We start from the raw sequence: 25,057 nt of genomic DNA on the forward strand, positions 1-25,057 counted from the left end.
AGACTGGAGCAGTGGGGGATTGGTCGCGCAAGCCCCGGGGAACCGACGGGTTTGTGCGGCCGCGCCTGGTTGGGAGAAGTCCCGAGAGGTTTCGAGCTTGAGGCTTATCGATCCGCGGCGGACAGGATTCTGTCCGGGCAGTTTGGAGTGTTCGCAATGCGCGACGCGACCTTGGGTTTTCCTCCTGCCTGGAACCAGGATCCCAAGACACGGACAGTCGTTCCGCTGGTTTTTGGGAAGACGCTGAATTATCGGGACGAACGCGTCGTCGGGGATATCAAGTATCTGTGGGAGCCGAACCGGCACCTGGAACTGGTCACCTTGGCACAGGCCTGGCGCTTGACGGGCGATGCCAGGTTCAGCGAGGGCTGCCGAGCGCTTCTTGATTCATGGTTTGCGCAGTGCCCTTACCCCTTGGGGCCCAACTGGACCAGTTCTCTTGAGCATGCCGTTAGGTTAATGAACTGGTCCTTTGCCTGGCATCTGCTGGGTGGGGATGAGTCTCGCTTGTTTGTCGGCGTCGAGGGCGCGGCTTTCCGCACTCGTTGGCTACGCTCGGTGTTTCAGCATTGCCACTTTATCGCCGGGCATCTGTCGCGCCATTCGTCCGCCAACAACCATCTGCTAGGCGAGTACATGGGTTTGTTGGTTGGCACGGTCACCTGGCCGATGTGGCCTGAAAGCGCCGAATGGAAAAGCATTGCGGCGCCGGGCTTCGAGACGGAAGCGCTGAAGCAGAACGCGCCGGACGGTGTGAATCGGGAACAGGCGGTCTATTACCAGCACGAGGTGATTGACATGATGCTGCTCTGTGGCTTGATCTGCCGGGCGAATGGTATCGAGTTCAGCGCGTCGTACTGGGAACGGCTGGAACGATTGATGGAGTTTCTGGCGGCAGTGATGGACTGTGCCGGCCATGTGCCGATGATCGGTGATGCGGACGACGCGCTGATGGTCCGCTTGAGCCAGGGGCCGGGTCGGTCGCGCTATCGGTCGTTGCTGGCGACTGGGGCGGTGCTGTTCAGCCGAGGTGATTTCGCTGCCAAGGCTCGGCGCTTCGACGACAAGAGCCGTTGGTTGCTGGGGGATTCGGCGGCGGAGGTGTTTGATGCGCTTCCCCTGCCGGAAACGGAAAAGCCACGCACGGCGTTTTCCGAAGGTGGCTATTACCTGATGGGCGCCCGTCTCGGGGCGGCGGATGAGGTGCGGGCCTTGATCGACTGCGGCCCCTTGGGTTATCTGTCGATCGCGGCCCACGGTCACGCGGACGCACTGTCATTCGTGCTGTCTGCCGGTGGGCGTGAGTTGCTGATCGATCCGGGGACCTATGCCTATCACACGCAAAAGAAATGTCGCGACTATTTTCGCGGGACATTCGCTCACAACACGCTGCGTGTGGATGGAACGGATCAGTCGGTGATCGGTGGAAATTTTCTTTGGTTAGGCAAGGCCAATGCGCATTGTGAGCTGGCGGAACTCGATGGCGAACGGCAGATTTTCAGGGGCCGGCATGATGGCTACCGGCGCTTGAGCGACCCGCTGACCCATCAGCGGGAGATTTCTTTCGATGCTGTCGGCAATCGCTTCGAGGTGATCGATGTGTTGCGCTGCGCGGGACGACACGAGGTGGAACTGTGTTGGCACTTTGCCGAGCACTGCGTGGTGACTTGCGCTGAAGGGGTGGTCACAGCCGATTCTGGCCCCGTGCGACTGACGATGGACATGGAGGAGTGCGCTCTTTCGCCAAGCTTCTTGAGAGGCGAGGAGGATCCGCACGCAGGATGGATTTCAAGATCTTTCGACGTGAAGACGCCGACAACAATGCTTGTGTGGCGCGGGACGATTGGCGGGCCTGTGCGTTTGGTGACGCGATTGGCCCTCTCGTTCGATCTCGATGCCGATCGAATCGGAACATCCGTCAGATAGATTCATTCATTCAGTATTGGGAGGCTTTTTGAAGATAAGCATTTTTGGCATGGGCTATGTGGGCGCCGTTTCGGCGGGTTGTCTGGCCAACGACGGGCACGAGGTGATTGGTGTCGACCCGAATCAGACGAAGGTGGATCTGATCAACAGTGGCCAGACGCCCATCATAGAAAAGGATATCGGTGAGATGGTCGCAAGCGGCGTCGCGGCGAAGCGGCTGCGTGCTACGTCGAACGTGCATGAAGCGGTGTTGGACTCGGATATTTCGCTGATCTGCGTGGGCACGCCCTCGCAATTGAACGGCAATCTCGACCTTTCCTTTGTGCGCCGGGTTTGCGAGGAAATCGGTTCCGCGATCAGGGAGAAAGCCGGGTTTCATGTAGTCGTTGCGCGTTCGACCATGCTGCCGGGCTCCATGCGCAGCGTTGTCATTCCCATGCTGGAACAATATTCCGGCAAGACGGCGGGGAGAGATTTCGGTGTTTGCAACAACCCGGAATTCCTGCGTGAGGGCACTGCGGTATATGACTACTACAACCCGCCGAAGACAGTGATCGGCGAAACCGATGCGCAGGCGGGCGACGTTCTGGTCAAGCTGTATGAAAAGATGGGTGCGCCGCTGGTACGCACGGATGTCGAGACAGCCGAGATGGTCAAGTACACCGATAACAACTGGCATGCGGTAAAGGTGGCGTTTGCCAATGAAATCGGTAACCTTTCGAAGTCGCTGGGGATCGACGGCCACAAGGTGATGGAGATTTTTTGCAAGGACACCAAGCTCAATCTCTCGCCCTACTACATGAAGCCTGGCTTTGCCTTCGGCGGTTCATGCCTTCCCAAGGACGTTCGCGCGCTGACCTACAAGGCCCGCACCCTGGATCTTGATTTGCCGCTGCTGAATTCGCTGATGCCGAGTAATCAGCGACAGGTGCAAAAAGGTTTGGAGATGGTGACCGCCTATGGCAAGAAGCGTGTTGGCATACTGGGGTTTGCATTCAAGGCAGGTACCGATGATTTGCGGGAGTCGCCGCTGGTGGAGGTTGTCGAGTCGCTGATCGGCAAGGGCTACGAGATGAAGCTTTACGACCGCAACGTGAATCTGGCAGCGCTGACCGGTGCGAACCGCGATTACATCCTCAACCATATTCCACATATCTCGAAGCTGATGGTCGAGAGCATGGAAGATGTCGTGAGTTTTGCTGAGGTGATTATCATTGGCAACAGCGCCCAGGAGTTCCGCAACATCCTTGAACAAATCAAGCCGGGGCAGGTAGTTGTCGATTTGGTACGAATAGTGCCCAACAAGAGCGAGGCGGGGCGCTACGATGGCATTTGCTGGTAGGCCAAGGCGTGTCCTGGTTATTGTCGAGAACCTGCCTTCGCCGTTTGACCGAAGGGTATGGCAGGAGTCGACGACACTGCGCGACGCGGGCTACGAGGTGTCCATCATCTGCCCGACTGGCAAGGGCTATGAGAAGAAGTTCGAGGTAGTCGAGGGCATTCACATCTATCGCCACAATCTGCCGCTTGAGGCCGATGGCGCAATCGCCTACGCGCTGGAGTATGCGGCGGCGCTGTTCTGGGAGTTTAAGCTTGCCTGGAAGGTGCTGTTCAAACGTGGGTTCGACGTGATCCATGCCTGCAATCCGCCGGACCTTATCTTTCTGGTGGGCGGCTTCTTCAAGCTGTTTCTCGGCAAGAAATTCATCTTCGATCACCACGACATCAACCCGGAGTTGTACGAGGCCAAGTTTGCTCGCCGGGATTTGTTCTACAAGCTGATGGTGCTGTGCGAACGGCTTACGTTCAAAACGGCGAGCGTGTCGATTGCAACCAACGAGTCCTACAAGCGCATCGCCGTCGAGCGTGGCGGCATGGACCCAGGGCGGGTTTTTGTGGTTCGTAGCGGGCCCAAGCTGGATCGGCTGAAGATCGCGCCGCCGGTCGAGTCGCTCAAGCACGGGCGCAGGTTTATGGTCGGTTACGTTGGCGTGATGGGCAAGCAGGAGGGGATCGACTATCTGCTGCGGGCCGCAGCGCATATCGTGCAGAAGATGGGGCGCACAGACGTTCATTTCGGACTGGTCGGCGGCGGGACCTCGCTCGACGAGATGCACGCCTATGCGCAGGAACTGGGCATCGCCGCCTACGTCACCTTTACCGGCCGCGTGCCGGATCAGCAACTGCTGGAAATGCTCAACACTGCCGACGTGTGCGTAAACCCGGATGTCGCCAACGAGATGAACGACAAGTCGACGATGAACAAGATCATGGAATACATGGCGCTCGGCAAGCCGATCGTTCAGTTTGACTTGGCCGAAGGACGGTTCTCGGCGCAGGAGGCTTCGTTGTATGCAAAGCGCAATGACGAGGTGGACATGGCCGAGAGGATTGTCGAGTTGCTGGAAGATCCTGAACGCCGGCGGCGCATGGGGGAGTTCGGGCGCAATCGTGTGATCAACGAATTGGAGTGGAAGTACGAAGCGCCCAAGCTGTTGGCGGCGTATGACATGGCATTTGAAAAGCGGCGCTAGCGGCTGGGGTCGAGATGATGGGGCGCATCGGCGGTGCGCTGACTATAGTGGTCCCAGGGCTTGAGACAGGGGTTTAAGCTAGGCGCTGCCATAAGGAGCGAGAAGCAATGAGCGAAGTAAAGACGCGGCTGGGCCGAGGGATAGCAAGGCTATTGTTGCCGGCTTCTCCACGGTGAGCGACCGAGCGACCGGTAGCTAGCTCATCGGTAGGAGGCCATGTGGTAGTGCGAGCGCTGAAGAACAAATTGAGTCAACATAAGGGAACTTAGGCCCGATTGTTGCTTTAGTCTTGCTGGCTGCAACTTCCATGCCGGCCGTTCGGGGCACGGACGTTGTGGCGTTGGGACCTGTGTTCAGGCACGGGGGGATCGTTCTTCTTTGGCTCCTTGCATTACCTAAATTTTTGGGAGGTTCTTCAACATGAAAATTTTCACGACCCTGGCAAGACACCGCGCTACCAGCGTCGCCTTGATGATGGCGGCTGGCTCCCTGACCGCGCTTGACGTGGCGGCGGCCGTTCCGATTCCCGGTCTCTTCAGCACAGGCACCGATAATGTTGGCGCCGTTCTTTTGGCGGGTGCGGCGGATACGCATTACGCGCTTTCCAAGAGCGGCGGCGATGGCCCGAGTGTCGGTACTTCAGGCTTTGTGGCACCGGATTCGGGTTTCCCAATCGGCTATTGGGTCGCCAACACGGCAACCTCCAAATGGTTGGCTCCGGCTGTGAATGCGGCGGCGACGTATGATGCGACCTCAAACGGCATCTATACGTGGACACTGAGCTTCAACTTGTCCGGTTACGATCCACTATCGGCAAGTTTTAGCGGGCGGTGGGCGACGGACAACTCCGGTCAGATCAAGCTCAACGGAACTCTTCTTGCTGTCGGTAGTTCGTCAGGGTTCAATACGTGGACGAATTTCTCGAGTACGGGTGGGTCGTTCGCCACGGGTCTGAATACGCTTGACTTCATCGTCACCAACCTGGCGCAAAGCGGCGGCAACCCGACCGGTCTTCAGGTTCAGTTCTTGTCGTCAAGTGTCACGCCGGTTCCCGAACCGGAAAGTTACGGGATGCTGCTGGCTGGTCTTGGCTTGGTGGGGTTTGTCACACGTCGCAGACTACTGCATTCAGGGGTGCTTGCCTGATTGAGGGTCCAGCACTGACGACCGGAGGGGGCGGAAAAAGCCCCTATCTTCCCAATTTGCCCGTGGGCAGTAGGCATCGGCGTGGAGCTCACGCGACGCTCCGGCACTGCCCTACGGTGCCGTCGTCGCAACCCAGGTGTCATCGCGATGCTTGCTACTTGAGCACGCGGGTCGTTTTTTTGTCCATGGACGTCGCAAAAACTCCATTGACCGTGCAGTCCGGGGGGGCTGAAGCCAAGGTTGACGCGACACGGGAACCGGTAGGCGACGACAGGGCTCCCGCCAATGCATCAAGGAAAAGGGGGCCGTAGCCCCCCGAGACACACTGATACTTCACAGCTTGGATCAGGCAATGGCTCGCGTTCTGCGACGCGTGGCTATGCCCACCAGGCCAAGACCAGCCAACATCATGGCGTAGGTTTCGGCTTCGGGGACCGCCGAGATGCTGACGTTGTCCAGGGCAGGTCCATAACAACATGGGTCAGTGACGTCGCTCTTGAAACTCAGGGCATAGGAACCCGTGCTCGGTGCCGTAAACAAAAAGCTCTTCGTGATCCACCCCATGGCAGTTGTCGTCTTGCCCGTGGAGTCGAAAGTCACCGACTGAGAGGGTAGGGCCGTGCCAACCGCGACGGTCAGGGACTTAGTCAGCGGACCACCGTCAGGATTGCCCGCCATGTCAAACGAGAGAAGGTATTGCTGCCCGCCCGTAAGGGAAACCGCTTGGGAAACCGTTGGTGTTGGTATTGAAGAGCCGTTGAGGTCGAGGCTTCGGGAACCGTTGCTCGCCAACCAGTAGCTTCCGATGTAGTCGACGTTGCCACTAGAAATCGTCCAATTCGTGAGGCCACTGGTGATGGTGGTGAACTTCCCAATATTGCTGAGACCGTCCTCAAACGAGCCATTCGCTACAATTGACGCCGCTAGGGCAGACATTGGAAGCAGACCGAGCGTCAGTCCTGCTCCCCAAGACAGTCTTCTGACTAACTTATCATTCACACTCACACCTCCTCAGACAGGGCAAGACCCGTGGCATTCGGACCACGGCAAGGCGGCCAAACGATCGGCCGGTCGCAAATCTTCCCAAAGCTTGCTGTTCGTGACAACCGTTTGTACGCCCAATCAGAGGCTCTTTGGCATGCGCCGCCTCGCCACGAACCCGACCAGCCCCAAGCCCGCTATCAACATGGTGTAGGTGTCGGCTTCGGGGACAGCGGTAACCGACACATTGTCGAGCACCGCGCCCGAATTCCCTGAGTCGGCGCTGACGAACTTAAGGTTTGTCGACGTCCCAGTAGCTGTGTACAGGAACTCGTAGTGCGTGGGTGAAGCCGTACCAGTGTAGGATAACGATAACGGCGCTGCACCGCCGATGATGACTGTCATCGCCGACGCGCCGCCCGTGCTGTACGTATTCTTCGAAAGGTCGAAGGCCACCTTGTACTGCTGGCTCGCACTGGAAGCAAAGGTTTGCGACACTGAACCGGGCCCTGGTGTGCCGAGCAGGTCGATGCTGATGCCGCTGATAGCGCCGTACGCGCCTCTGATCACATCGACCGATGTTGATCCTACGGTCCAATCGTTGATAAACGACTGACCGGCGTTGACCGTACTGTAACCCGCCGACGGTAAGAACGAGCCCGACCACGACTCGAAGTCGCCGTTGGTAATCAAATTGACCGCCGAGGCGGCGGCTGGCGCTAGAGCCAGTATCACCCCTGCTCCCGACAACATGCTCGCTAGCTTAACGTTCATCATCGCCCCCTCCAAGAAAACCACCAAATGACCGGATTGCGCCAGCCCGCCGAACGCTTGCCATTGTTTCAGTCACGTTGCCGTTCGGGCAGGGCACGTAAGCAAGCCTGCAGCCGACTGCTGACTTCTTCAGTGTGGGTATTCTACACGAATGCCTTGCCGCTATCGCAAGTAGTGTGCCAGTTCCTTGCTCTCTTGCGATACCGTGGTGTCCCGGGTTCCGGCTCGGGTCATTGCGGCCATGTCGTAAGAAATTCCGACACCCGCAGCCGGATAGAAGCATCGATCAGGCCCCTGAATGCGCCATGAAAAAGCGCTGGAACGTCCGTAACACCCCAACTTAATTGCGCTTTTGCTTCTGAATCAATGATGTCGACAATAGTGTAAAGAATTCCGACGCCCGCGGCGGGGTGCGAGCCACAGTCGGGTCCTTGCGACGTCATAAACAAACCCAAATAAATTCCTAACAGATGGACTTAATGGATATTAACTCATGCGCCGATGATGTCGGTGATGGTGTAAAGAATTCCGACACCGGCGTGACCATCGAGAGGTCCCCCGGATCGGATAGACGACTCACCAGGTGAGCGCCCCGGTGATCGACGCCGTGGTATCGTTGTACTGGTCGCCAGGGTAGTTTGAATCGCGCTTCTGTTGCTGCACGGCCATCCTGAAGGACAGCTTGCGCGTCGGGTTGTAGCCGGCCGTCAGGCCCAGCAGCCAGGTCCGGTCCTCCCTGCGAGGAAAAACGCTCGACAAGCCCAGCGGCACACCGGGGTAGACCTCGTTCAACCACTTCACTGTCGCCTGCAGACTCGTTTTCTCGGTCGCCAGCCAGGTCGGCGCGAGCGTGACCGAACTGGTCAGCACGTAATTGGCCACGTAGTCGCCGGTCACGTCCTGACGGGGGCCGATTTCGCGTGACACGGCAGCGTTCAGCGAGGTCTTGGCGGAGGGCTGCCAGGCGTAGTTCAGGTTGCCGGTGACGCCCTGGAAATCGCGGTTGCTGAGCACGTCATAGCGCAGCCGGGTAAAGCCGAGCTGACCGTCCAGCCGGCTGGCACCGGAAAGTTGCCAGTTGGCGGTGGCGCGCAAGTCTTCCTGGCCGAATCCCGTATCGAGCAGGGACAAGCCGAGCACCGGGGTGCTGCGGTTGGGATAGCTGGCATCGGTATGACGGTACAGTAGGCCCACCCGATTGCCCGACCGCGGCTGGTAGGTCAGCTTGAGTTCGGCGACTGCCGCGTCATAGTCATCAAGCGGCTGGGAATTTCCGGAATAGCGGTTCTGCAGGGCGTAGACGCCGACTCCTGTCGCCCAGTCGGGGTGCCACCAGTAGTTGGCGTCGCCGCCGGACCGGCGGTAGGTATTGGTCGTCTGCTGGAAACCGCGCGTATTGGCGAAATTGGTCAGCGATTGTGCCTGCTCGGCGACCAGGCTACCGCGCCAGTGATTTCCCACTTGCCAGTCCATATTAAGCCCCAGATTCAGCGGGTTGTAGTCGAGGTAGGCGTACTCCCGGTACTTGTTGATGGCATAGTTGACATTGGCTCGCAGGTCTTGCCGACCGTAGGTGTGAGCGAAGCGCAATCCCAGCTGCGTGCTGCTCAGCGTGTCGCCGCGGGAACCGGGGACACCATTGATGACCGGGGAGAGGCCATCGGGTAGCCGGAACAGGTTGTTGTCGCGCTGGACTGTCTCGGCGACAGACAACGTGAGTGTGTTCGGTTCGTCCGCCACTCCCTGGTCGGGCGCCAGTGTGCCGAACGCCGCCATGAGCAGCAACGCCCGTTGCCAGCCGCTACGTTGCTGCTGAGCTCGTATCATCAGGGTTCCTGGCATTTCTTGCAGAAGGGTTTCGCTGCCGTTGTATAATCCACCGCTTGAGACATGCGATTCTCTCACGTTATTTCCCCCTGTCAGTCACTCCCCCCGCGCGCATCTCCTCCTCCGGTATGTATTCGACATTGGACAAGCGGCACGTCTTGTATGGCAAGCGGTTCACACTCACCGCGGCCGCGGAGGCGTTCCTCGATCCCCTGCTGGTCGCGCTGTGTCTGTTCGGCGCCCTGCTGTACCATGGGGCCAGGTTGGAGGCGCGCTACGTTATTCTGGCTTTGATGGCCTTTGGGCTGATGTTTCCGGGGGACACTCGCTTCCACGATCGACTCCGGCGGGTGGTGCGGAAAAAGGTGCTGAACTGGCTGATTTTCGTGGTCATGCTGGGTGCGTTGGGATATGCCACAGGCTATATCCATCATTTCTCGCGCGAGGTCATGCTCACCTGGCTGGTCGCCACACCCGCGCTGCTGATCGCGGGTCATGAAGCAGCACGCCGAATCGTGCCGCGCTTGCTTGCCATCGAGGCCAATCGGAAGACAGTGGTCATTGCCGGCTGCAATGACGTCGGTTTGCGCCTTGCCCGCTCCTTCCTTGATGACCGTTACCTCGGGGTCACTTTCAAAGGATTTTTTGACGATCGCGGGCGCGCGCGCCTGGATTCCATTGCCGAGATGCCATTGCTCGGTTCACTCGCGCTTCTTGGTGACTACGTCCGGGAGCACCGTGTGGAGCAAATCTACCTGGCACTGCCGATGGCCACGCAGCCGCGCATACTCGCGGTGCTCGATAGTCTCAAAGACACCACGGCGTCGATTTTCTTCGCGCCGGATATCTTCGTCACCGACCTCATCCAGGGCCGGATGGACAGTGTCGGTGGGGTCCCTGTCGTGGCCGTCTGCGAGACGCCGTTTCAGGGTTTGCAAGGCATCATCAAGAGACTCTCCGACATCGTGTTGAGCTCGTTGATCCTCCTCGCGGTGTCGCCGGCCATGCTGGCCCTGGCGATCGGCGTCAAGAGGAGTTCTCCGGGACCGATCATTTTCCGGCAGCGCCGCTATGGGCTCGATGGCAAGGAGATCGCCGTCTACAAATTCCGTTCGATGACCGTATGCGAGGATCACGGAGTGATTCCCCAGGCACGCAGGAATGATGTCCGGGTAACTGCGTTCGGCGCGTTCCTGCGGCGCACGTCGCTTGACGAATTGCCCCAGTTCGTCAACGTTCTGCAAGGGCGAATGAGCATTGTCGGCCCGCGTCCGCACGCCGTTGCTCATAACGAAACTTACCGCAAGCTGATCAAGGGTTACATGGTGCGGCACAAGGTCAGGCCCGGGATCACCGGTTGGGCGCAGGTCAACGGCTGCCGCGGCGAGACGGAGACCGTCGAGAAGATGCAGAAGCGCATCGAATGGGATCTGGAATACCTGCGGACGTGGTCGCTGAGTCTGGACACGTGGATCATCATCAAGACGATATGGGTGGTACTGCGAGGCGACCGGCATGCCTACTGAGGAGGCCGATTTTCGGCATGGGCGGCGCTGGGCCCTTGCTCTGGCCGCTCTCGGGATTGTGCTCCTGTTCGCTGTCGGCTGGACGCCGCTCGCCGTTGGGCTGTTCGTCACCCCGTGGGACAAGGTGGCGCATGTGGTGAGTTTTGGGCTGCTGGCCGGGTTGCTGTCGCAGGGACTGGGGCGGCACCGACTGGCGTGGGCCTTCTTGCTGGCGGCGCTGGTCGGGGGGGCAGATGAACTCCACCAGCTACAACTGCCGGGACGCAGCGCGGACTGGCTGGATTTTGCCTCGGACGCTTGTGGGGCTGCTGCCGGTTGCACCTTGAGCGCAATGGTGCCGGTTTGGCGGCTGCGATGAGGCATGTTGCGCTCATTCTCGCTGCTGTCTGCGCGGTGCCGCCGGCGCTCGCGGTCGAGCCCGCACCGAGTCCTTACCGGCTCTCCGGTTCGCAGGAGGCCTATCGTTTGCGGGTGGATTCGAGCGTCCTCCTCCAGGGCGGCGTGACGATCAATCGCGGCCTCACTAACCGCCCGTACGCTAGCGCTATCGAGCGCGCGGCCCGCCAGGCCGGAATCGCTCCCGAACTGCTGCACGCGGTCGTCCTGCAGGAGTCCGGATATCGGCCGGACGCGATCTCACCCAAGGGTGCGACTGGCCTCGCCCAGCTCATGCCGGGAACGGCTGTTCGCTATGGCGTCCGCGACGCGCGCGTCCCCGAACGAAATCTCGAGGCCGGGGCGTCTTACCTGCGTGACTTGCTGCGGCAGTTCAATGGCGACGAACGCTTGGCCGTGGCTGCCTACAACGCCGGGGAGGGTGCCGTGAAACGCTATGGAGACATCCCGCCCTACGCCGAGACGCGCGCCTATGTGCCGCTGGTTATCGGCGAATATGAGCGTTTGCGAGCGTCATCGCGGGTCGTCTGGCCGCAGTTCCAACTGCGCCAAGTGACGCCGGTGATCAAGGAACACGTTCTGCCGGTCGGGCTTCGCGCGGATTTGCCTGCTGGTCCAGGCTGATTCCGGGTGGCTTCGAGCGCTTTGCTGATGGGTTGCGCTCGAAGCCTCCGTAATTCCCTCAGCTCATCGCCGAAAACGCATGCTCGACTGCCTATTGCCGCGAGGCCAAGGCAGCCTACACGACGTCGTTGATCTGACGGCGCCTGTGCGCTATTACCCCAATCACCCCCAGACCGGCCAGCAACATCGCCGCCTCACTCGCTTCCGGCACGGCGGTAGCCACATAGACCCCTTCGCTGCCGTCACTGAAACTCGCGAAGAAAGCGAGGCGATTCCCGCTTAGTGCATCGGAGGACATTGCGGTGGAGTTGACAACTTTGCCGTCGAGCGTGTCGCCCTGGGCAATCACCTTGGCCAGTTGTCCCTCGTACTCGATATACACTCCCTGCGAACCCCAGTCGAATGCAACATTGCCGTTCGAGATCGATACGTTCTCGATGCGCTGCCCAAACGAAAAAAGATCGCTCCCAGGCACCCGAGTATTGACGTCGGCGACCTTCTGCAGTCCGGCCCCGACGTCCTTATAGACCCCGTTCCCGGAGTCGGTGAAAGCAAGAGTGTGGCCGTCCACGTCGAGCCGAAAGCCGTCGCCGAAGGTGGATCCTGGGCGCTCTGGTACGGGGGTATGGACGTCGGCCACCGTTTCAATTGTTCCGCCTTGAGTCCGATACAGACCTATCCGGTTGGTCACGGATGTCCTGGCGTTAAAGGTTACCTCCTGTCCATTGAAGGCCAAGAGACCGGTGCCACCGACGAAGGAGGTGAAGGTACCCGCCGCACCGCCAGGTGCTTGAGTGGTCCGATCCGCGAGCTTATCGAGCGCGCCGCCGCTCCGCTCGACGAACAGACCCTCGTTCACAAGGGGGTAGGGGGAATCGGGGTAGCCCGTGCTCCCGATGAAGGCCAGGCGATCGTTCTTGAAGGAGTACGTGGTCAAGTTATTGACGTAGAAGGAGCTTCCGCCGCTGTCGGGTATGGTTGTCACGGCATTGACGATCGGCAGGAGTTGGCCAGATCGATTGCTGTAGATGCCCGTCGGTTGACCAATGCCACGGTTTTGGCCCCAAAAGACGATGGTGCCTCCGTTGTCAACACCGATTGAAAACTGACACAGTTTTTCCTTTGTCACCGATTGAAAACTGATACACCCCCAATGCTGCTTGATGGCGGTGGTGGGGCCTCCTGGAGGGCGGGCCGTAGGCCCAACCGGAAGGAGGCCCCACCACCGCGGCGGCGCCTACCCTCCGGCGATCGCCTTCCTGGCCTGAACCATTCCCGTCTGCCGCTGACGTTTGAGCCGGTAGCTTTCCCCGGCGATCGGTACGATCTGTGCGTGGTGCAGCAAACGATCCAGCAATGCCGCCGTCAGCGTGGCATCCTGCGCAAAGGTGGCATCCCATTGGCCAAACGACAGGTTGCTGGTGACGATCAGGCTGCCCTTCTCGTAGCGCGCGGCAATCACCTGGAAAAAGAGGTTGGCCTGCTCGCGGCTCATCGGCAGATAGCCGATTTCGTCGATGATCAGCAGACGGTAAGCGGCGATCGCCCGGTGCATGACCGCTTTCAACTGGTTCTGTGCGTGCGCGGCCGAGAGGGTCAGCAAGAGATCGGCGGCGGTCGTGAAACGGGTCTTGATGCCGGCTTGCGCGGCGCGATAGCCCAGGGCGATCGCGAGATGGGTCTTGCCCACCCCGGAGGGGCCGACCAGGACGACGTTTTCGTTGCGCTCGACAAAGGCCAGACCGGCCAGTTCGTCGATCTGGCTCCTTTTGACGCCGGCGGCGAAGGCGTAATCGAATTCCTCCAGCGTCTTGATCGCCGGGAATCCCGCCAGACGCGTCAACATGCTTTGCTTGCGCACCTGGCGTCCCGCGACTTCCGCTTTCAGCAGTGCTTCCAGAAAGTCGCTGTAGGCGCTTTCCTGCGCAGCGGCTTCCTGGGCGGCGCCGACGTAGTTCTGCGCCACGAACGGCAGGTTCAGACTGTCGCACAAGGCGAGCATTCGTTCGTACTGGAGGTTCATGGCTGCATCTCTGCAGCGGCCTGCAGTTGGGTCAGCAGTTGCGCGTAGACGGCGAGCGGATGCTGCTCCGGCGTGGGCAAGGCGATTCTCTCGGCAACCGTCGGGCGGACAGTGGCCCCCTCGACCGGCGGCGGGGCGTCCAGGGGACGAGCGGCGGCGATATCGCCGCGCCATGGCGGGGGAATGCCTTGCAGATGCGCCTGCTCTTCCTGCAGGCGTTGTGCGGGCTGTACTTGCGTGCTGGCGTGGATACGCACGTTGGCCACTTCCTTGAGCCAGCGCCTGACCTCGGCATTGGCGGTCACGGCGTCCAGTGGCAGGCCGGCCTGCTTGAGCCGACTGATCAGGGGAACGTAGAAGGAGCGGCGAAGGTAGCCGTTGAAGCGCTCGACCTTGCCTTTGGTCCGGGCGCGATAGGGACGGCACAGGTTGATGACGAAGCCACAGTGCTTGGCGTAGTCGAGAAAGCCCGCGTGATAGCGGTGTTCGCCTGGGCCGTCGACGTCGCGTTCGAGAACAACGGTCTTCATGTTGTCGTAGAGCAGGCGCCGGGCCACGCCACCGAGCGCCTCAAAGGCATGCTGGTGGCAGTCGATCAGCGTACTGACTTTCATGTCGGTGACGAATTCGACGTAACTCGCCCGGCTGTACCCAAGGGTCGCGCAGAAGGCGTACAGCGGATCAGCACCTTTACGAAACTCGACCCAGTCGATTTGCAACTGTTCGCCCGGTGCCGTTTCGAAACGCACCACCGGATCAGCAGCCCCCTGCGGCCGGATCGTACGCATGAAGGCGCGCAATTGGCTGACGCCGCCGGCGTAGCCCAGGGCCCTAATCTCCCTGAACAGAACCGTGGCCGGGATCCACTGCGGCTGCGCTGCAGCCTGTCGCTCGCACAGGTACGTTTCATGGGTCGAGAGTTTGGTGGCCCGCTTCTTCTGACGCTGGTAGCGGGGCTGTTTGCCCTGCGCCAAGTGGCTGCGAACCGTATTCACCGCGCAGCCCACTTCGGCTGCAATCTTGCGCAGACTGAATCCATGCTTCCTCAATACTTCAATTTCCACATACACCTCCTTCGTAATCATCGGCGCCCAAAAAAATCGCCGATCTTCTCAGTTCGGTGTATCAACTTTCAATCGTTGCGCTGTATCAATTTACTTCCGTTGCTGACATCCGTCGACGGAGGGACTGGAGAGATCCTGGAAGTTGACCCGTTCGTTCCCGGGGGGGCCCCAGGTCCACGAACTCCCGCCCGCGCTGGGCATCGCAGTTGCCCGATCCGCGACCATGCTCAAGACGCCATCCGAAGCCTTCCAGACTCCTTGGTTGCCACCATTCACGCAGGCTTGACCGCTGTATTCACAACCCCAGAAGGCGACGACCGTGCCGTCGATTGCGGGTGCGGCAAAGGACTGCAACAAGCTGCTCTCCGACCACCCTCCACCCGGCATTTGCGTGTTTGAATCCGCGACCCGGGTGATAAGGAAATGCTGATCGGCGCATGCCGGCCCAGTCGCCGCCAACAGTCCGATCGAAAGAACCATCGCCGCATGTTTCACTATTCTCTCCTTCGTTGTTGCAACCAGCCCCATCCAAGCCACGCTTTGCCGCGCCCACCAGACTCTTGGTTCTCCGATGCTATGGCCCGCGCTCATCATGGCCGTGGAACTTCGTCTCCGCGGCAACAAGCCTTGCGCGGTGCTTGCGCATCGCTTCAGCGAAGTGGGCCGCACATCCACGAGACGCTCATAAGCATCAAGACAAGAAGCACCGTCGAGCTTATTTATAGTAACGCCATCACGCGGAGTCAACCTTTACAGTATTGACTGGGGGGATTCTCGTGGGCAGCTTAGCAAGAGGCTTCGGCGCTCGACGAAAGCGAGTTACTACACCGGCGCCTGATTGATGAGGAGTACACCCGGCACCCGTTCTACGGTAGCCGCAGGATGGTGGTCTTCCTCGGGAAAGCGGGTCACACGGTCAATCGCAAGCGGGTTCAACGGTTGATGCGGCTGATGGGGCTGGCCGGCATGGCGCCGGGTCCGAACACGAGCCGGCGACACCCAGCGCACAAGGTCTATCCGTACCTGCTGCGCGGGGTTGCGGTGCTCAGGCCGAACCAGGTCTGGAGTGCGGACATCACGTACATCCGCCTGCCGCGTGGCTTCGCCTACCTGGTGGCGGTGATCGACTGGTACAGCCGCAAGGTGCTCAGTTGGCGGATCAGCAATACCATGAAAGCGGTGTTCTGCGTCGATTGCCTGGAGGCTGCGAGTGTTGCTTCTGGCTTGAACCATAGCATCGTCTGTGCTATGGTTATCCTCTACCGGATTCCGGTTCAGATTGTGCTGTGTCTTCCGGCAACACCTCTTTATCGAAGATCAAGCACAGGTGGGGCTTCCGGTCGGGCTTCTCAACTTTGCGCCGTATGTTGTCTTATGATGCTTTGGACGAAGGCTGCGCGGAATTCACATCGTTTCGGGAGGGAAAATCATGAGTTACCAGACGTCAAAGCGGTTTCACTTTTTGTGCCTGGTTCTAGCGAGCTTGCCGGTGTCCTTGGCGCAGGCGGCCGCGCCGGTTTATTTCAGCCCGACCAGTGACGGAAATCAGGCGTGGCCTGGAATGTTGGGTAACGATTTCGCTGTGACCAACAGCCTGGTTCAGGTTTCAGCCTTGGGTGCATTTACTGGCAGTACCGCTGGTTTCGCCAATGGCACCACGGTTAAGGTCGGGCTTTTTGACGTGACTGATCTGTATGACGATAATTCTGGCACGAACTCGATCAGTCAGGTCATAGCGCCGATTACTTTTACGGGCAATGTGGGCACGGTCATTTCCTCCTACGCTTACCAGAACGTGACGCCTACGCTGCTCACCAATGGGCACGTCTATTCAATCCAGGCCAGTGGGTTCAACAGTAATGATCAGAATTTCAACACAAACATTGGTGGAGCCACCCAGATGTTTGAAACGCTGGGCGGGGCGTTGGTTCAGAAAAACGGCCGCTACGCAGGCAGCGCTGGCTTGGGTGTAGCTGGCACTTCGGGGTCCTGGAGCTTCGGCGGAGGCAGCGCCCTGGTCGCCGTGGTGCCCGAAGCCGAAATCTGGGCCATGATGCTGACCGGACTCGGTATAGTGGGTGTTGTAGCCCGTCGCCGCAAGACTACTCGAGGCTGATTTCCAAGAACGAGCATCCCGGAGTCTCATCACGGGACGTTGTTGCCAACGAGACTCCTCCCCCTCTTCCGCGAAAACGCGGTAACGCATCTCCAATCTCGGCACAGAAGCGGCCCGACATCGGGACTGCGGGCGCTTCGTTGGCTGACGGGGCGCAATTTTTGGTCGAGGCGCGCGAACAGCCTATCCGCCACTCGCGTTGCGCGCGGCCAGTTAAGTTGCGTACCAGATCGGCCAGTTTGTGCTCGCCGAAGTCCGCCGCCCGACGCGCTTCGAAGTTGGAAGGTTCGCGCCGCCGTGGGTGCGCGCGGTAGCGGTGCAACCAGTATTTCGTTGAGGTGCAGCAGAAGTAGGACCACGCCATGGCCGAGGGGCTGCTGGCGCGACGGATCTCATGCTCCGTCGAAATCGGCCTTGACTTTTTCCGATCAGGCGCCTATGTTTATTCAGTTTTCGGTGGATGGGTTTCAGGCATCGTCGTTCGGTGCGTGGCCTCATCTGATTTAAAGGCAAACGGAGGGAAACCTCCGGACGCAAAGCCGCGGACCCTACCCTGAGTTGTCAGATGAGCTCAGAAGGGTGGCCGGGTTGCCCGAATCGTGCGTATCCCCTGCGCAGATCGAGTTCCCTCCTTCAGCTTTGCGTCTCCAGTTTGACGGAGGCGTCATGGCACTCGCATCGTGGACCCAGCAACAGATCCTTGATCAACTGATTTCAGGATCGCGTTGGAGCGGGCCGACAATCACTTACCTGATTAGCAATGAACTTCAGCCACCCAAATTGAACGCCACCGGAGCGGCGCACAGGCGACTCCTGAGACACCATACACCCTCTTCCGTGGTGCGATGGGGACAGAATAGGCCTCGGGTACCTCACCAAGTGGGCCTGGCTGACGTTCATTGCTAATCAGGATCACTTATGCCTTTCCCACAGCGGCGTCCGGAATCTACGGCAGCCAGGAGCTGTCGGGATTCGTGGGCCTCAATGCGCAGCAGCAGGCTCAGGCCGAGCGGGCGCTGCAAACCTGGGATGACCTGATCGCACCGGATATGGTGCGTACCACGGCGACCACCTCCAACATCGAGTTCGGCACGTCGACAACCGGTGTCAGCTACGCCCATGCCTACTTCCCGACGACCGGCAGCGTCTGGTTCAGCCGCAGCTACGCTGACCTGATGTCACCGCAGGTCGGCCAGCACTCCTTCATGGCGTATGTGCATGAGATCGGGCACGCGCTGGGTCTCGACCACATGGGCGACTACAACGGATCGGGGAGTTGGACGCCGTCTTCGTACGAGGACAGTGGCGTCTACTCGGTGATGTCGTACTTCGGTCCAAACATGAACAGCGGCAGCGGTCAGGTTGCCTGGGCCGACTGGGTGGGTGCGGACGGCAAGCTGTACTCCCCGCAGACGCCGATGGTCAACGACGTGATGGCGATCCAGGCGATCTACGGCGCCGAGACGACGACGCGCACCGGCGATACCGTGTATGGCTTCGGCTCCAACGTCACCGGCGCGATGGCGCCGATCTTCGATTTCACGCTCAATGCCAATCCCATCGTCACCATCTACGATTCTGCCGGCATCGACACGCTCAATCTGAGCGGCTGGAACACGGCCTGCACCATCAATCTGGCGCCGGGTTCGTATTCGTCGGGCAACAGCATGACGTACAACATCGCCATTGCCTACACGTGCGACATCGAGAACGCGGTGGGAGGTTCTGCCGGCGACCAGATCACCGGCAATCTGCTGGCCAACCGACTCGATGGTGGCGCGGGCAACGACACGCTGTCGGGTGGCGGCGGCGACGATGTCCTTGTCGCCGGTGCCGGCGACGACGTGCTCGACGGCGGCGAAGGGACGGACAGTGTGGTGTTTTCCGGCACCTGGGGGGCCTACAGCTATACCTGCACGAATCTCTACGCGACGACCTTCGCCTTCACCTTCTACGGCGCCGCGACCGGGACGGACACGCTGCGGGGGATCGAGACGTTCGTCTTCGCCGACGTCACCAAGTACGCGAGCGAGTTGTCGGGGGCTGGGCCCTCGCCGTCGCTGGTTTCGATTTCCAGCAGTGCCGCGACGCAGGCCGAAGGCAATGCCGGGCAGACGCTCTTTTCCTACAAGGTCAGCCTGAGTGCGGCGAGTTCCTCGGTGCAAACAGTCAACTGGAGCCTGAGTGGTACGGGATCGTCGGCAGCCGATCCGGCGAGCGATTTTTCCGGGGCTACCTCCGGCAGCATCACCTTTCAAGTTGGTGAGACCGAAAAGACCATCCAGATCTACGCGCGCGGTGACACCAGCGTGGAAGCCGATGAGCACTTCACGGTGACCTTGTCGAATCCGTCTGCCGGCCTGAAGTTCGCCTCGTCAAGCGCGCAGGGCACCATCCTCAATGACGACACGAGCAGCGGCGGCGACGATTTCGGATCCACGACGGCAAGCGCCGGCAACCTGGCGGTGAATGGCGGCGCGGTGTCGGGTGCGATCGAGCGGGCAGGCGACCTCGATCTCTTCCGCGTCAACCTGAATGCCGGTGTGACCTATGTCTTCGATTTGGTCGCTACGGGTTCGGGAGTCGATCCTTACCTGTCGCTCTATGCGACGACGGCCACTTCGCTGTCTGCGGTCGCCAGCAACGATAACGTCAGAGCCGGGACGAGCAGCGCGCAAATCACCTATACGGCAAGCAGCAGCGCCACGTACTACCTGTTGGCCAGGGATACCTGGACGGGTACCGGGAGCTACACGATCAGCGCGATCACCTTCGCGGGCAGGACGATCACCGGCGACGAGGCAGCAAACCGGCTGGTCGGCACGCTGGGGGACGACGTGCTGTACGGTCTGGGTGGTGCGGATGTCCTGTCGGGCGACGGCGGCGACGACCGTCTCGACGGCGGCAGCGGTGCAGACGCGATGAGCGGTGGCAATGGCAACGATATCTACGTGGTGGACAACGTCGCCGACTCCGTCAGCGAAACGAGCGCCGCCGGTGGAATCGATCGCGTTGAGTCGTCGGTAAGCTTCACGCTGGGTACCAATCTGGAAAACCTCGTGCTCACCGGGAACGCCGACAGCAACGGCACCGGCAACAGCCAGAACAATCAGTTGACGGGCAACAGCGGCAACAACATCCTCGACGGCAAGGCGGGCTTGGATACCTTTGCCGGCGGTTTGGGCAACGATACCTATCTGCTCGACATGGAGGGCGAGTTGGCGAACGTGACCGAGAACGCCGGCCAGGGGACCGACACGCTGACCGTTGTTTACGCCAATACCTCGGCGGTAAAATCCATCGCGCTGACCGGGAATCTGGCCAATATCGAAAACGTCCTGCTCAGCGGTGCCGGCCTGTTCAATGTGCTGGGCAACGGCCTCGCCAATGCCCTGACCGGCAACGCGTCGGTGAATCGGCTCGAGGGCGCGGCCGGCAACGACACGCTCGATGGACAGGGAGGAGCCGACCAGTTGATCGGCGGCCAGGGCGATGACGTCTACAAGGTCGATCAACTCGGCGATGTCCTGATCGAGAACGCCGACGAAGGCAGCGATACGGTTCTGGTGGCGCTGAGCGCGAGCGGCACCTCCTATGTGCTGGGCAACCATCTTGAGAATGCAACGGTCGTTGCCGCCGTGGCGATCAACCTCACCGGCAATGACCTGGCCAACGTGCTGACCGGCAATGCCCTGGCCAACCGCCTCGACGGTGGCGCAGGGATCGACACGCTGATCGGTGGTGCGGGTGGGGATACGTATGTTGTCGACCAGGTCGGCGATGTGCTGGTCGAGACCTCAAGCCTGGCGAGCGAGATCGACAGGGTCGAGAGCTACGTCGACTGGATCCTTGGCGCCAACCTGGAGAATCTGACGCTGCTGGGTAACGGCAACCTGGCCGGCACCGGCAATGCGCTCAACAACACGTTGATCGGCAACGCCGGCGCCAATCGCCTGGACGGCGGCCAGGGTGCCGACATCCTGCTGGGCGGTGCTGGCGACGATCGCTACGTCGTCGACAACCTCGGTGACAAGGTCTACGAAACCACGACCAGCACCAGCGCGTACGATGCCGGCGGCATCGACACGGTCGACAGCAGCATCAACTGGACGCTCGGCAACTTCGTCGAGAATCTGACGCTCACCGGCAGCGGCAACCTCAGCGGCATCGGCAATGCTCTGGCCAACACGCTGCGGGGCAATGCCGGGATCAATGTCCTCGACGGCAAGGCCGGGGTCGACGTACTCGACGGTGGCGAAGGTTCGGACATCTACCTGGTCGGGCTGGCCAGCGATCACGCGGCGGCGGAGATTGCCGACAGCGGCAATGGCGGCAGCGACGAGGTCCGCTTTGCGGCAAGCTCCAGCGGGACTTTGACGCTGTTCGCCGGCGACACTGGCATCGAGCGGGTGGTGATCGGCAGCGGGCTGGGTGAGGTCGCGGTAAGCAGCGGTACGCTGGCGCTGGACGTGGACGCTTCGCGGGTGGCCAACGCCCTCTCTGTCCTTGGCAACGCGGGTGCCAACGTGCTGACCGGTACCGCCTACGCCGACCGGCTCGACGGTGGTGCCGGCGCTGACCGACTGATCGGCGGCGGCGGTGCGGATACCCTGATCGGCGGTGCCGGCAACGACGTCTATGTGGTCGATTCCGGTGACGCCATCATCGAAGCGTCGACGCTGGCGAGCGAGATCGACAGGGTCGAGAGCTACGTTGACTGGATCCTTGGCGCCAACCTGGAAAATCTCACGCTGCTGGGCACCGGCAACCTTGCCGGCACCGGCAATGCGCTCAACAACACGCTAACCGGCAACGCCGGTGCCAATCGCCTGGACGGCGGCCAGGGTGCCGACATCCTGCTGGGCGGTGCTGGCGACGATCGCTACGTTGTCGACAACCTCGGCGACAAAGTTTACGAAACGACGACCAGCACCAGCCAGTACGACGCCGGTGGTACTGACACGGTCGACAGCAGCATCAACTGGACGCTCGGCAACTTCGTCGAGAATCTGACGCTTACCGGCAGCGGCAACCTCAGCGGCATCGGCAATGCTCTGGCCAACACGCTGCGGGGCAATGCCGGGATCAATGTCCTCGACGGCAAGGCCGGGGTCGACGTACTCGACGGTGGCGAGGGGTCGGACATCTACCTGGTCGGGCTGGCCAGCGACCACGCGGCAGCGGAGATTGCCGACAGCGGCAATGGCGGCAGTGACGAGGTCCGCTTTGCGGCCAACACCAGCGGAACCTTGACACTGTTCGCCGGCGATACTGGCATCGAGCGGGTGGTGATCGGCAGTGGGCTGGGTGAGGTTGCGGTAAGCAGCGGTACGCTGGCGCTGGACGTGGACGCTTCGCGGGTGGCCAACGCCTTGTCCTTGCTTGGCAATGCCGGTGCCAACGTGCTCACCGGCACTGCCTATGCCGACACGCTCGACGGTGGTGCGGGTGCCGACCGGCTGATCGGTGGCGACGGCAACGACCGCCTGATCGGCGGTGCGGGTAACGATACGCTGACCGGCGGCGCCGGCGCGGACCAGTTCGTCCTGACTCAGGCCTTGAGTTCGACCACCAATCGGGACGTGCTGGCCGATTTCGTATCGGGAACCGATACCATTCAGTTGAGTGTGTCGGTGTTCCGTGCTGTTACGTCCCGCGATATCTGGAACTCTTCAACCCGAGCCATTCGAGGTTGAGATGATGGCAAAGTCCCACGCTGACGCCGGAAGAAGAGGTTCCGGCGTCAGCGTGGGACGAGAGGGCTAGAAGGGCTCGCCTGGAGGTATTCTCCAAGGGGCTTCGGGATCGTAGAGGTTCATCTGACGGCTGCGGTGGCGGCGAAGCTGGACGAGGTAGCGGGCCTCACAAGCAGCGGCGAGTTGGTGAAGGAACTCGCTGATCGCCGCCGCACTTTCGTCGGAGAGGCCGTCGGGGAAGAGGGAGTGAGGGCGGCGTTTCATCGCAACTCCTCGATAGCCGCTTGCAGCAGATCGTCGGGCAAATGATTGAGTGCGCGCGGCACCGCCAGACGCATGGCGGTGCGCAGGATGCGCCCGGCGTGGCGCGGCAGGCCCTTGCTGGCTTGGCGCAGGAGTTCCAGGCCGGAATCGGTGAGCAGGGTATGCGCACACCCGGCGCTCTTGAGGGCATGGCCGACGAGTTGCGCAAAGCGCTCGCGTTCGAGCACCGGTCGCAGATGCACGCGTGCCTGGATGCGGCCGGCGAGTGCGGCGTAAGACGCCCGTTCGAGGGTTTGGGCGAGGATCGGGTGACCGACCAGCCAGACAGTGATGAGATCGCGCGAATCGAAGGCGAAGTTGAGAAAAGCGGGGAAATCGCGGAAGAATTCGGGTGGCAGATTCTGCGCCTCGTCGAGGATCCAGACCGGCAGAAGTTGCTTGGCGTCGGCCAGATGATGGATATGCGCCTTGATGTCGCGCCACAGTTGGGCGCGACGATAACTCGGCTGAAGGCCGAGGGATTGGGCCAGGCACCGGTAAAGGTCTGCCCGTCCGAAATCGGTCTCGGCATGGTAGATGACTTGGTAGCGATGCGGATTGAGCTTGGCGGTCACGAGGCGCAAGGCGGCCGTCTTGCCCACGCCGGCCTCGCCGGTCAGCAGGCCGAGGCCCGGCGATTGCAGAAGCCACTGGAAGCGCTCGGCGAGTTGCGCCAGCGCACCGTCATCCCACAGCTCGGCGGCGTCCTTGCCCAGAGGCGGATGGCGCAGACCAAAGTGTTGCAGATACATCTTCAGTCTCCTTTGCGGTCGTAATACTGACGATAGGTGAGTTCGATCAGATTCGGGCCAGACGGCGAGGCGGGAGCGGCGTCTGTCGGGTCGGATTTATTTCGTTGGCGATCGAGATTGCCCAGGGCATCGAGCGGGGTCGCGGCGCCGATCCCCTTGCCGTGCTCGTCCTCGACCTCGATGACCGCCCCGCTATGCGGATCGACGACCAGACACACCGTCTTGCCGGAGAGTTCGAAAGGCACTTCGAAGCGCGCCCCCTGATACGACACCGTGCCATCCTTCCTGACTCGACGGCTGACGCGATACCGGAACAAGGCATCGAGCTGCGCGGCCAGCGCTCCCAGCGAACGAATCTTCGACAAATCCTGCTGGTAGCGCGCGAGCGGCGTCATCCCGTCGAGGCCGGCATGCGGCGTATGGTGATAGACCCGCTCCAGCCAGGCCCAGAGACGCGCATTGAGGTCCTCGAAACTGTTGATGTGGCGCTCGTCGAGTTCCGACAGGAACTGGTCGCGGCAGGTCCGGTGCCAGCGCTCCAACTTGCCCTTGCCCTCGGGCGCATAGGGCCGGCAATAGATCAGGTGAATGCCCAGGCGGGCGCAGATCCCCTGCAGGGTCTCAGCGCGGTAGGCCGCGCCGTTATCGACGACGAGCTTGATCGGGATGCCTCGCTTCAGCAGCGCCTGCTTGAGCACCCCTTCGATGTCGAGCGCCGTTTCGCCGGGGCAGAAAGCGCTGTGAGCCACCAGACGTGAGGCATCGTCGAACAGCGAGACGAGATACCCCTTGACGAGCTTGCCCTCGTGAGGCACGCGGGGACCGTGCATCACATCGCCATACCAGATGGCGCCCGCGGAAGCGGCGACGAAGCTGCGCTTCTCCTCGGGCAGGCTGGCCGAGCCGCTGATCCGCGACAGGCCGTGCTGTTGCAGCAGCCGGTGGACCGTCGAGCGCGACAGGCTGCCGCGAGCCACCGTTCCGGTGGCTTCGAGCAACTGGCGAATCTGACGGATCGAGCGGCGCGGGTTGTCGCGCTTCGCGGCAAGGATCGCGGTCTGAATGGCTTGCGATAGCTTCGATTGCCCGCGGTCGATACGGGTCTTGGGTGTCAGGCCATCGATGCCCTGGGCAAGGTAAGTGTAATACCAGCCCTGAATCGTCTTCTCGGCAACATGGCGCCGACGCGTGCCGGGAATGGTGTATTCGCGCTCGGCCAGGGCGCGGATGGTCTGCTGCAATTCGCCGTGATCCAGCCGTTCCCGGCTGGTCAGCGAACCCAGGACGGACAGGCGAAACAAGGCGATCGGATTGATTCGATTCATGACGACTCCTCGGGGTGAATGGGAGTCGTCATCAAAACAAAAGG

The 25,057-nt window shown here is 60.9% G+C and carries 18 protein-coding genes, 1 pseudogene and 1 riboswitch; of the genes and pseudogenes, 10 read left to right on the plus strand and 9 right to left on the minus strand.

Annotated elements, in window-relative coordinates:
• The first annotated feature begins 156 nt into the window (after positions 1 to 156).
• The 4 genes from CAP2UW1_RS04305 (at position 157) to CAP2UW1_RS04320 (ending at position 5,606) form a co-directional block, all read left to right on the plus strand.
• A complete protein-coding gene (locus CAP2UW1_RS04305; RefSeq protein ID WP_291914021.1) occupies positions 157 to 1,926 on the plus strand; it encodes a heparinase II/III family protein in 1,770 nt (589 codons plus the stop codon).
• 28 nt (positions 1,927 to 1,954) lie between these two features.
• Positions 1,955 to 3,268, plus strand: coding sequence for a nucleotide sugar dehydrogenase (locus tag CAP2UW1_RS04310; RefSeq protein ID WP_015765443.1), 1,314 nt, complete (start codon positions 1,955 to 1,957; stop codon positions 3,266 to 3,268).
• A complete protein-coding gene (locus CAP2UW1_RS04315; RefSeq protein ID WP_015765444.1) occupies positions 3,252 to 4,460 on the plus strand; it encodes a glycosyltransferase family 4 protein in 1,209 nt (402 codons plus the stop codon). The genes CAP2UW1_RS04310 and CAP2UW1_RS04315 overlap by 17 nt, the downstream gene beginning before the upstream one ends.
• Before the next feature lie 420 nt (positions 4,461 to 4,880).
• A complete protein-coding gene (locus CAP2UW1_RS04320; protein WP_015765445.1) occupies positions 4,881 to 5,606 on the plus strand; it encodes a PEP-CTERM sorting domain-containing protein in 726 nt (241 codons plus the stop codon).
• Between the two features lie 345 nt (positions 5,607 to 5,951).
• Here CAP2UW1_RS04320 and CAP2UW1_RS04325 read toward each other — a convergent pair whose 3' ends face one another.
• The 3 genes from CAP2UW1_RS04325 to epsL form a co-directional block, all read right to left on the minus strand.
• Positions 5,952 to 6,542, minus strand: a complete 591-nt coding sequence (locus CAP2UW1_RS04325) for a choice-of-anchor C family protein (RefSeq protein ID WP_041567695.1) — start codon at positions 6,540 to 6,542, stop codon at positions 5,952 to 5,954.
• A 186-nt stretch (positions 6,543 to 6,728) separates the two neighbouring features.
• Positions 6,729 to 7,361 carry a choice-of-anchor C family protein gene (locus CAP2UW1_RS04330; RefSeq protein ID WP_041568125.1) on the minus strand — a complete coding sequence of 211 codons (633 nt, stop codon included), beginning with the start codon at positions 7,359 to 7,361 and terminating at the stop codon, positions 6,729 to 6,731.
• A 576-nt stretch (positions 7,362 to 7,937) separates the two neighbouring features.
• Positions 7,938 to 9,188 carry an XrtB/PEP-CTERM-associated polysaccharide biosynthesis outer membrane protein EpsL gene (gene epsL / locus CAP2UW1_RS04335; RefSeq protein WP_015765448.1) on the minus strand — a complete coding sequence of 417 codons (1,251 nt, stop codon included), beginning with the start codon at positions 9,186 to 9,188 and terminating at the stop codon, positions 7,938 to 7,940.
• Positions 9,189 to 9,316: 128 nt separating this feature from the next.
• Between epsL and CAP2UW1_RS04340 the strand changes: the two genes are divergently transcribed.
• From CAP2UW1_RS04340 to CAP2UW1_RS04350, 3 genes are read left to right on the plus strand one after another with little or no spacing between them, the layout of a single operon-like run.
• Positions 9,317 to 10,714, plus strand: a complete 1,398-nt coding sequence (locus tag CAP2UW1_RS04340; RefSeq protein WP_015765449.1) for an undecaprenyl-phosphate glucose phosphotransferase — start codon at positions 9,317 to 9,319, stop codon at positions 10,712 to 10,714.
• The gene (locus CAP2UW1_RS04345; RefSeq protein WP_015765450.1) at positions 10,704 to 11,072 is read left to right on the plus strand and encodes a VanZ family protein; all 369 of its coding nucleotides are present in this window, start codon (positions 10,704 to 10,706) and stop codon (positions 11,070 to 11,072) included. The genes CAP2UW1_RS04340 and CAP2UW1_RS04345 overlap by 11 nt, the downstream gene beginning before the upstream one ends.
• On the plus strand, positions 11,069 to 11,734 hold the full coding sequence (locus CAP2UW1_RS04350) for a lytic transglycosylase domain-containing protein (protein WP_015765451.1): 666 nt from the start codon (positions 11,069 to 11,071) through the stop codon (positions 11,732 to 11,734). The genes CAP2UW1_RS04345 and CAP2UW1_RS04350 overlap by 4 nt, the downstream gene beginning before the upstream one ends.
• A gap of 115 nt (positions 11,735 to 11,849) precedes the next feature.
• Here CAP2UW1_RS04350 and CAP2UW1_RS04355 read toward each other — a convergent pair whose 3' ends face one another.
• From CAP2UW1_RS04355 to istA, 3 genes are all read right to left on the minus strand, one after another.
• Positions 11,850 to 12,863 carry a DUF7453 family protein gene (locus CAP2UW1_RS04355; protein WP_015765452.1) on the minus strand — a complete coding sequence of 338 codons (1,014 nt, stop codon included), beginning with the start codon at positions 12,861 to 12,863 and terminating at the stop codon, positions 11,850 to 11,852.
• A gap of 108 nt (positions 12,864 to 12,971) precedes the next feature.
• Positions 12,972 to 13,757: an IS21-like element helper ATPase IstB gene (gene istB, locus CAP2UW1_RS04360; RefSeq protein WP_012806911.1), complete on the minus strand. Its 786-nt coding sequence runs from the start codon at positions 13,755 to 13,757 to the stop codon at positions 12,972 to 12,974.
• Positions 13,754 to 14,842, minus strand: a complete 1,089-nt coding sequence (gene istA / locus CAP2UW1_RS04365; protein WP_012806910.1) for an IS21 family transposase — start codon at positions 14,840 to 14,842, stop codon at positions 13,754 to 13,756. The genes istB and istA overlap by 4 nt, the downstream gene beginning before the upstream one ends.
• A gap of 768 nt (positions 14,843 to 15,610) precedes the next feature.
• Here istA and CAP2UW1_RS25040 point away from each other — a divergent pair.
• From CAP2UW1_RS25040 to CAP2UW1_RS04385, 3 genes and pseudogenes are all read left to right on the plus strand, one after another.
• A pseudogene (locus tag CAP2UW1_RS25040) lies at positions 15,611 to 16,030 on the plus strand (DDE-type integrase/transposase/recombinase); the annotation flags it as partial.
• Between the two features lie 220 nt (positions 16,031 to 16,250).
• On the plus strand, positions 16,251 to 16,937 hold the full coding sequence (locus CAP2UW1_RS04380) for a PEP-CTERM sorting domain-containing protein (RefSeq protein WP_015765454.1): 687 nt from the start codon (positions 16,251 to 16,253) through the stop codon (positions 16,935 to 16,937).
• A 498-nt stretch (positions 16,938 to 17,435) separates the two neighbouring features.
• Positions 17,436 to 17,533, plus strand: a riboswitch (cyclic di-GMP riboswitch).
• 303 nt (positions 17,534 to 17,836) lie between these two features.
• The gene (locus CAP2UW1_RS04385; RefSeq protein WP_015765455.1) at positions 17,837 to 22,633 is read left to right on the plus strand and encodes a M10 family metallopeptidase C-terminal domain-containing protein; all 4,797 of its coding nucleotides are present in this window, start codon (positions 17,837 to 17,839) and stop codon (positions 22,631 to 22,633) included.
• Between the two features lie 66 nt (positions 22,634 to 22,699).
• On the opposite strand, the gene CAP2UW1_RS04390 is transcribed toward CAP2UW1_RS04385, so the two are convergent.
• Genes CAP2UW1_RS04390 through CAP2UW1_RS04400 form a run of 3 tightly spaced genes read right to left on the minus strand, consistent with a single transcriptional unit; the run spans position 22,700 to position 25,013 of the window.
• On the minus strand, positions 22,700 to 22,897 hold the full coding sequence (locus tag CAP2UW1_RS04390; RefSeq protein WP_012806121.1) for a hypothetical protein: 198 nt from the start codon (positions 22,895 to 22,897) through the stop codon (positions 22,700 to 22,702).
• Positions 22,894 to 23,688 (minus strand): ExeA family protein, encoded by a 795-nt coding sequence (locus CAP2UW1_RS04395; protein WP_012806122.1) that lies wholly within the window; start codon positions 23,686 to 23,688, stop codon positions 22,894 to 22,896. Before CAP2UW1_RS04395 ends, CAP2UW1_RS04390 begins: the two co-directional genes overlap by 4 nt.
• Positions 23,689 to 23,690: 2 nt before the next feature.
• Positions 23,691 to 25,013 (minus strand): DDE-type integrase/transposase/recombinase, encoded by a 1,323-nt coding sequence (locus tag CAP2UW1_RS04400; protein ID WP_012806985.1) that lies wholly within the window; start codon positions 25,011 to 25,013, stop codon positions 23,691 to 23,693.
• Between the last annotated feature and the right edge of the window lie 44 nt (positions 25,014 to 25,057).

Origin of the sequence: Candidatus Accumulibacter phosphatis, from assembly GCF_000024165.1 — a bacterium.
Lineage (GTDB): Bacteria > Pseudomonadota > Gammaproteobacteria > Burkholderiales > Rhodocyclaceae > Accumulibacter > Accumulibacter phosphatis.

Excerpts from the sequence above, each read along its gene's own strand:
- CAP2UW1_RS04305 (WP_291914021.1), top strand. The coding sequence starts at position 157 with ATGCGCGACGCGACCTTGGGTTTTCCTCCTGCCTGGAACCAGGATCCC.
- CAP2UW1_RS04315 (WP_015765444.1), top strand. The coding sequence starts at position 3,252 with ATGGCATTTGCTGGTAGGCCAAGGCGTGTCCTGGTTATTGTCGAGAAC.
- CAP2UW1_RS04320 (WP_015765445.1), top strand. The coding sequence starts at position 4,881 with ATGAAAATTTTCACGACCCTGGCAAGACACCGCGCTACCAGCGTCGCC.
- CAP2UW1_RS04325 (WP_041567695.1), bottom strand. The coding sequence starts at position 6,542 with ATGTCTGCCCTAGCGGCGTCAATTGTAGCGAATGGCTCGTTTGAGGAC.
- CAP2UW1_RS04330 (WP_041568125.1), bottom strand. The coding sequence starts at position 7,361 with ATGAACGTTAAGCTAGCGAGCATGTTGTCGGGAGCAGGGGTGATACTG.
- epsL (WP_015765448.1), bottom strand. The coding sequence starts at position 9,188 with ATGATACGAGCTCAGCAGCAACGTAGCGGCTGGCAACGGGCGTTGCTG.
- CAP2UW1_RS04340 (WP_015765449.1), top strand. The coding sequence starts at position 9,317 with ATGTATTCGACATTGGACAAGCGGCACGTCTTGTATGGCAAGCGGTTC.
- CAP2UW1_RS04345 (WP_015765450.1), top strand. The coding sequence starts at position 10,704 with ATGCCTACTGAGGAGGCCGATTTTCGGCATGGGCGGCGCTGGGCCCTT.
- CAP2UW1_RS04350 (WP_015765451.1), top strand. The coding sequence starts at position 11,069 with ATGAGGCATGTTGCGCTCATTCTCGCTGCTGTCTGCGCGGTGCCGCCG.
- istB (WP_012806911.1), bottom strand. The coding sequence starts at position 13,757 with ATGAACCTCCAGTACGAACGAATGCTCGCCTTGTGCGACAGTCTGAAC.
- istA (WP_012806910.1), bottom strand. The coding sequence starts at position 14,842 with ATGATTACGAAGGAGGTGTATGTGGAAATTGAAGTATTGAGGAAGCAT.
- CAP2UW1_RS04380 (WP_015765454.1), top strand. The coding sequence starts at position 16,251 with ATGAGTTACCAGACGTCAAAGCGGTTTCACTTTTTGTGCCTGGTTCTA.
- CAP2UW1_RS04390 (WP_012806121.1), bottom strand. The coding sequence starts at position 22,897 with ATGAAACGCCGCCCTCACTCCCTCTTCCCCGACGGCCTCTCCGACGAA.
- CAP2UW1_RS04395 (WP_012806122.1), bottom strand. The coding sequence starts at position 23,688 with ATGTATCTGCAACACTTTGGTCTGCGCCATCCGCCTCTGGGCAAGGAC.
- CAP2UW1_RS04400 (WP_012806985.1), bottom strand. The coding sequence starts at position 25,013 with ATGAATCGAATCAATCCGATCGCCTTGTTTCGCCTGTCCGTCCTGGGT.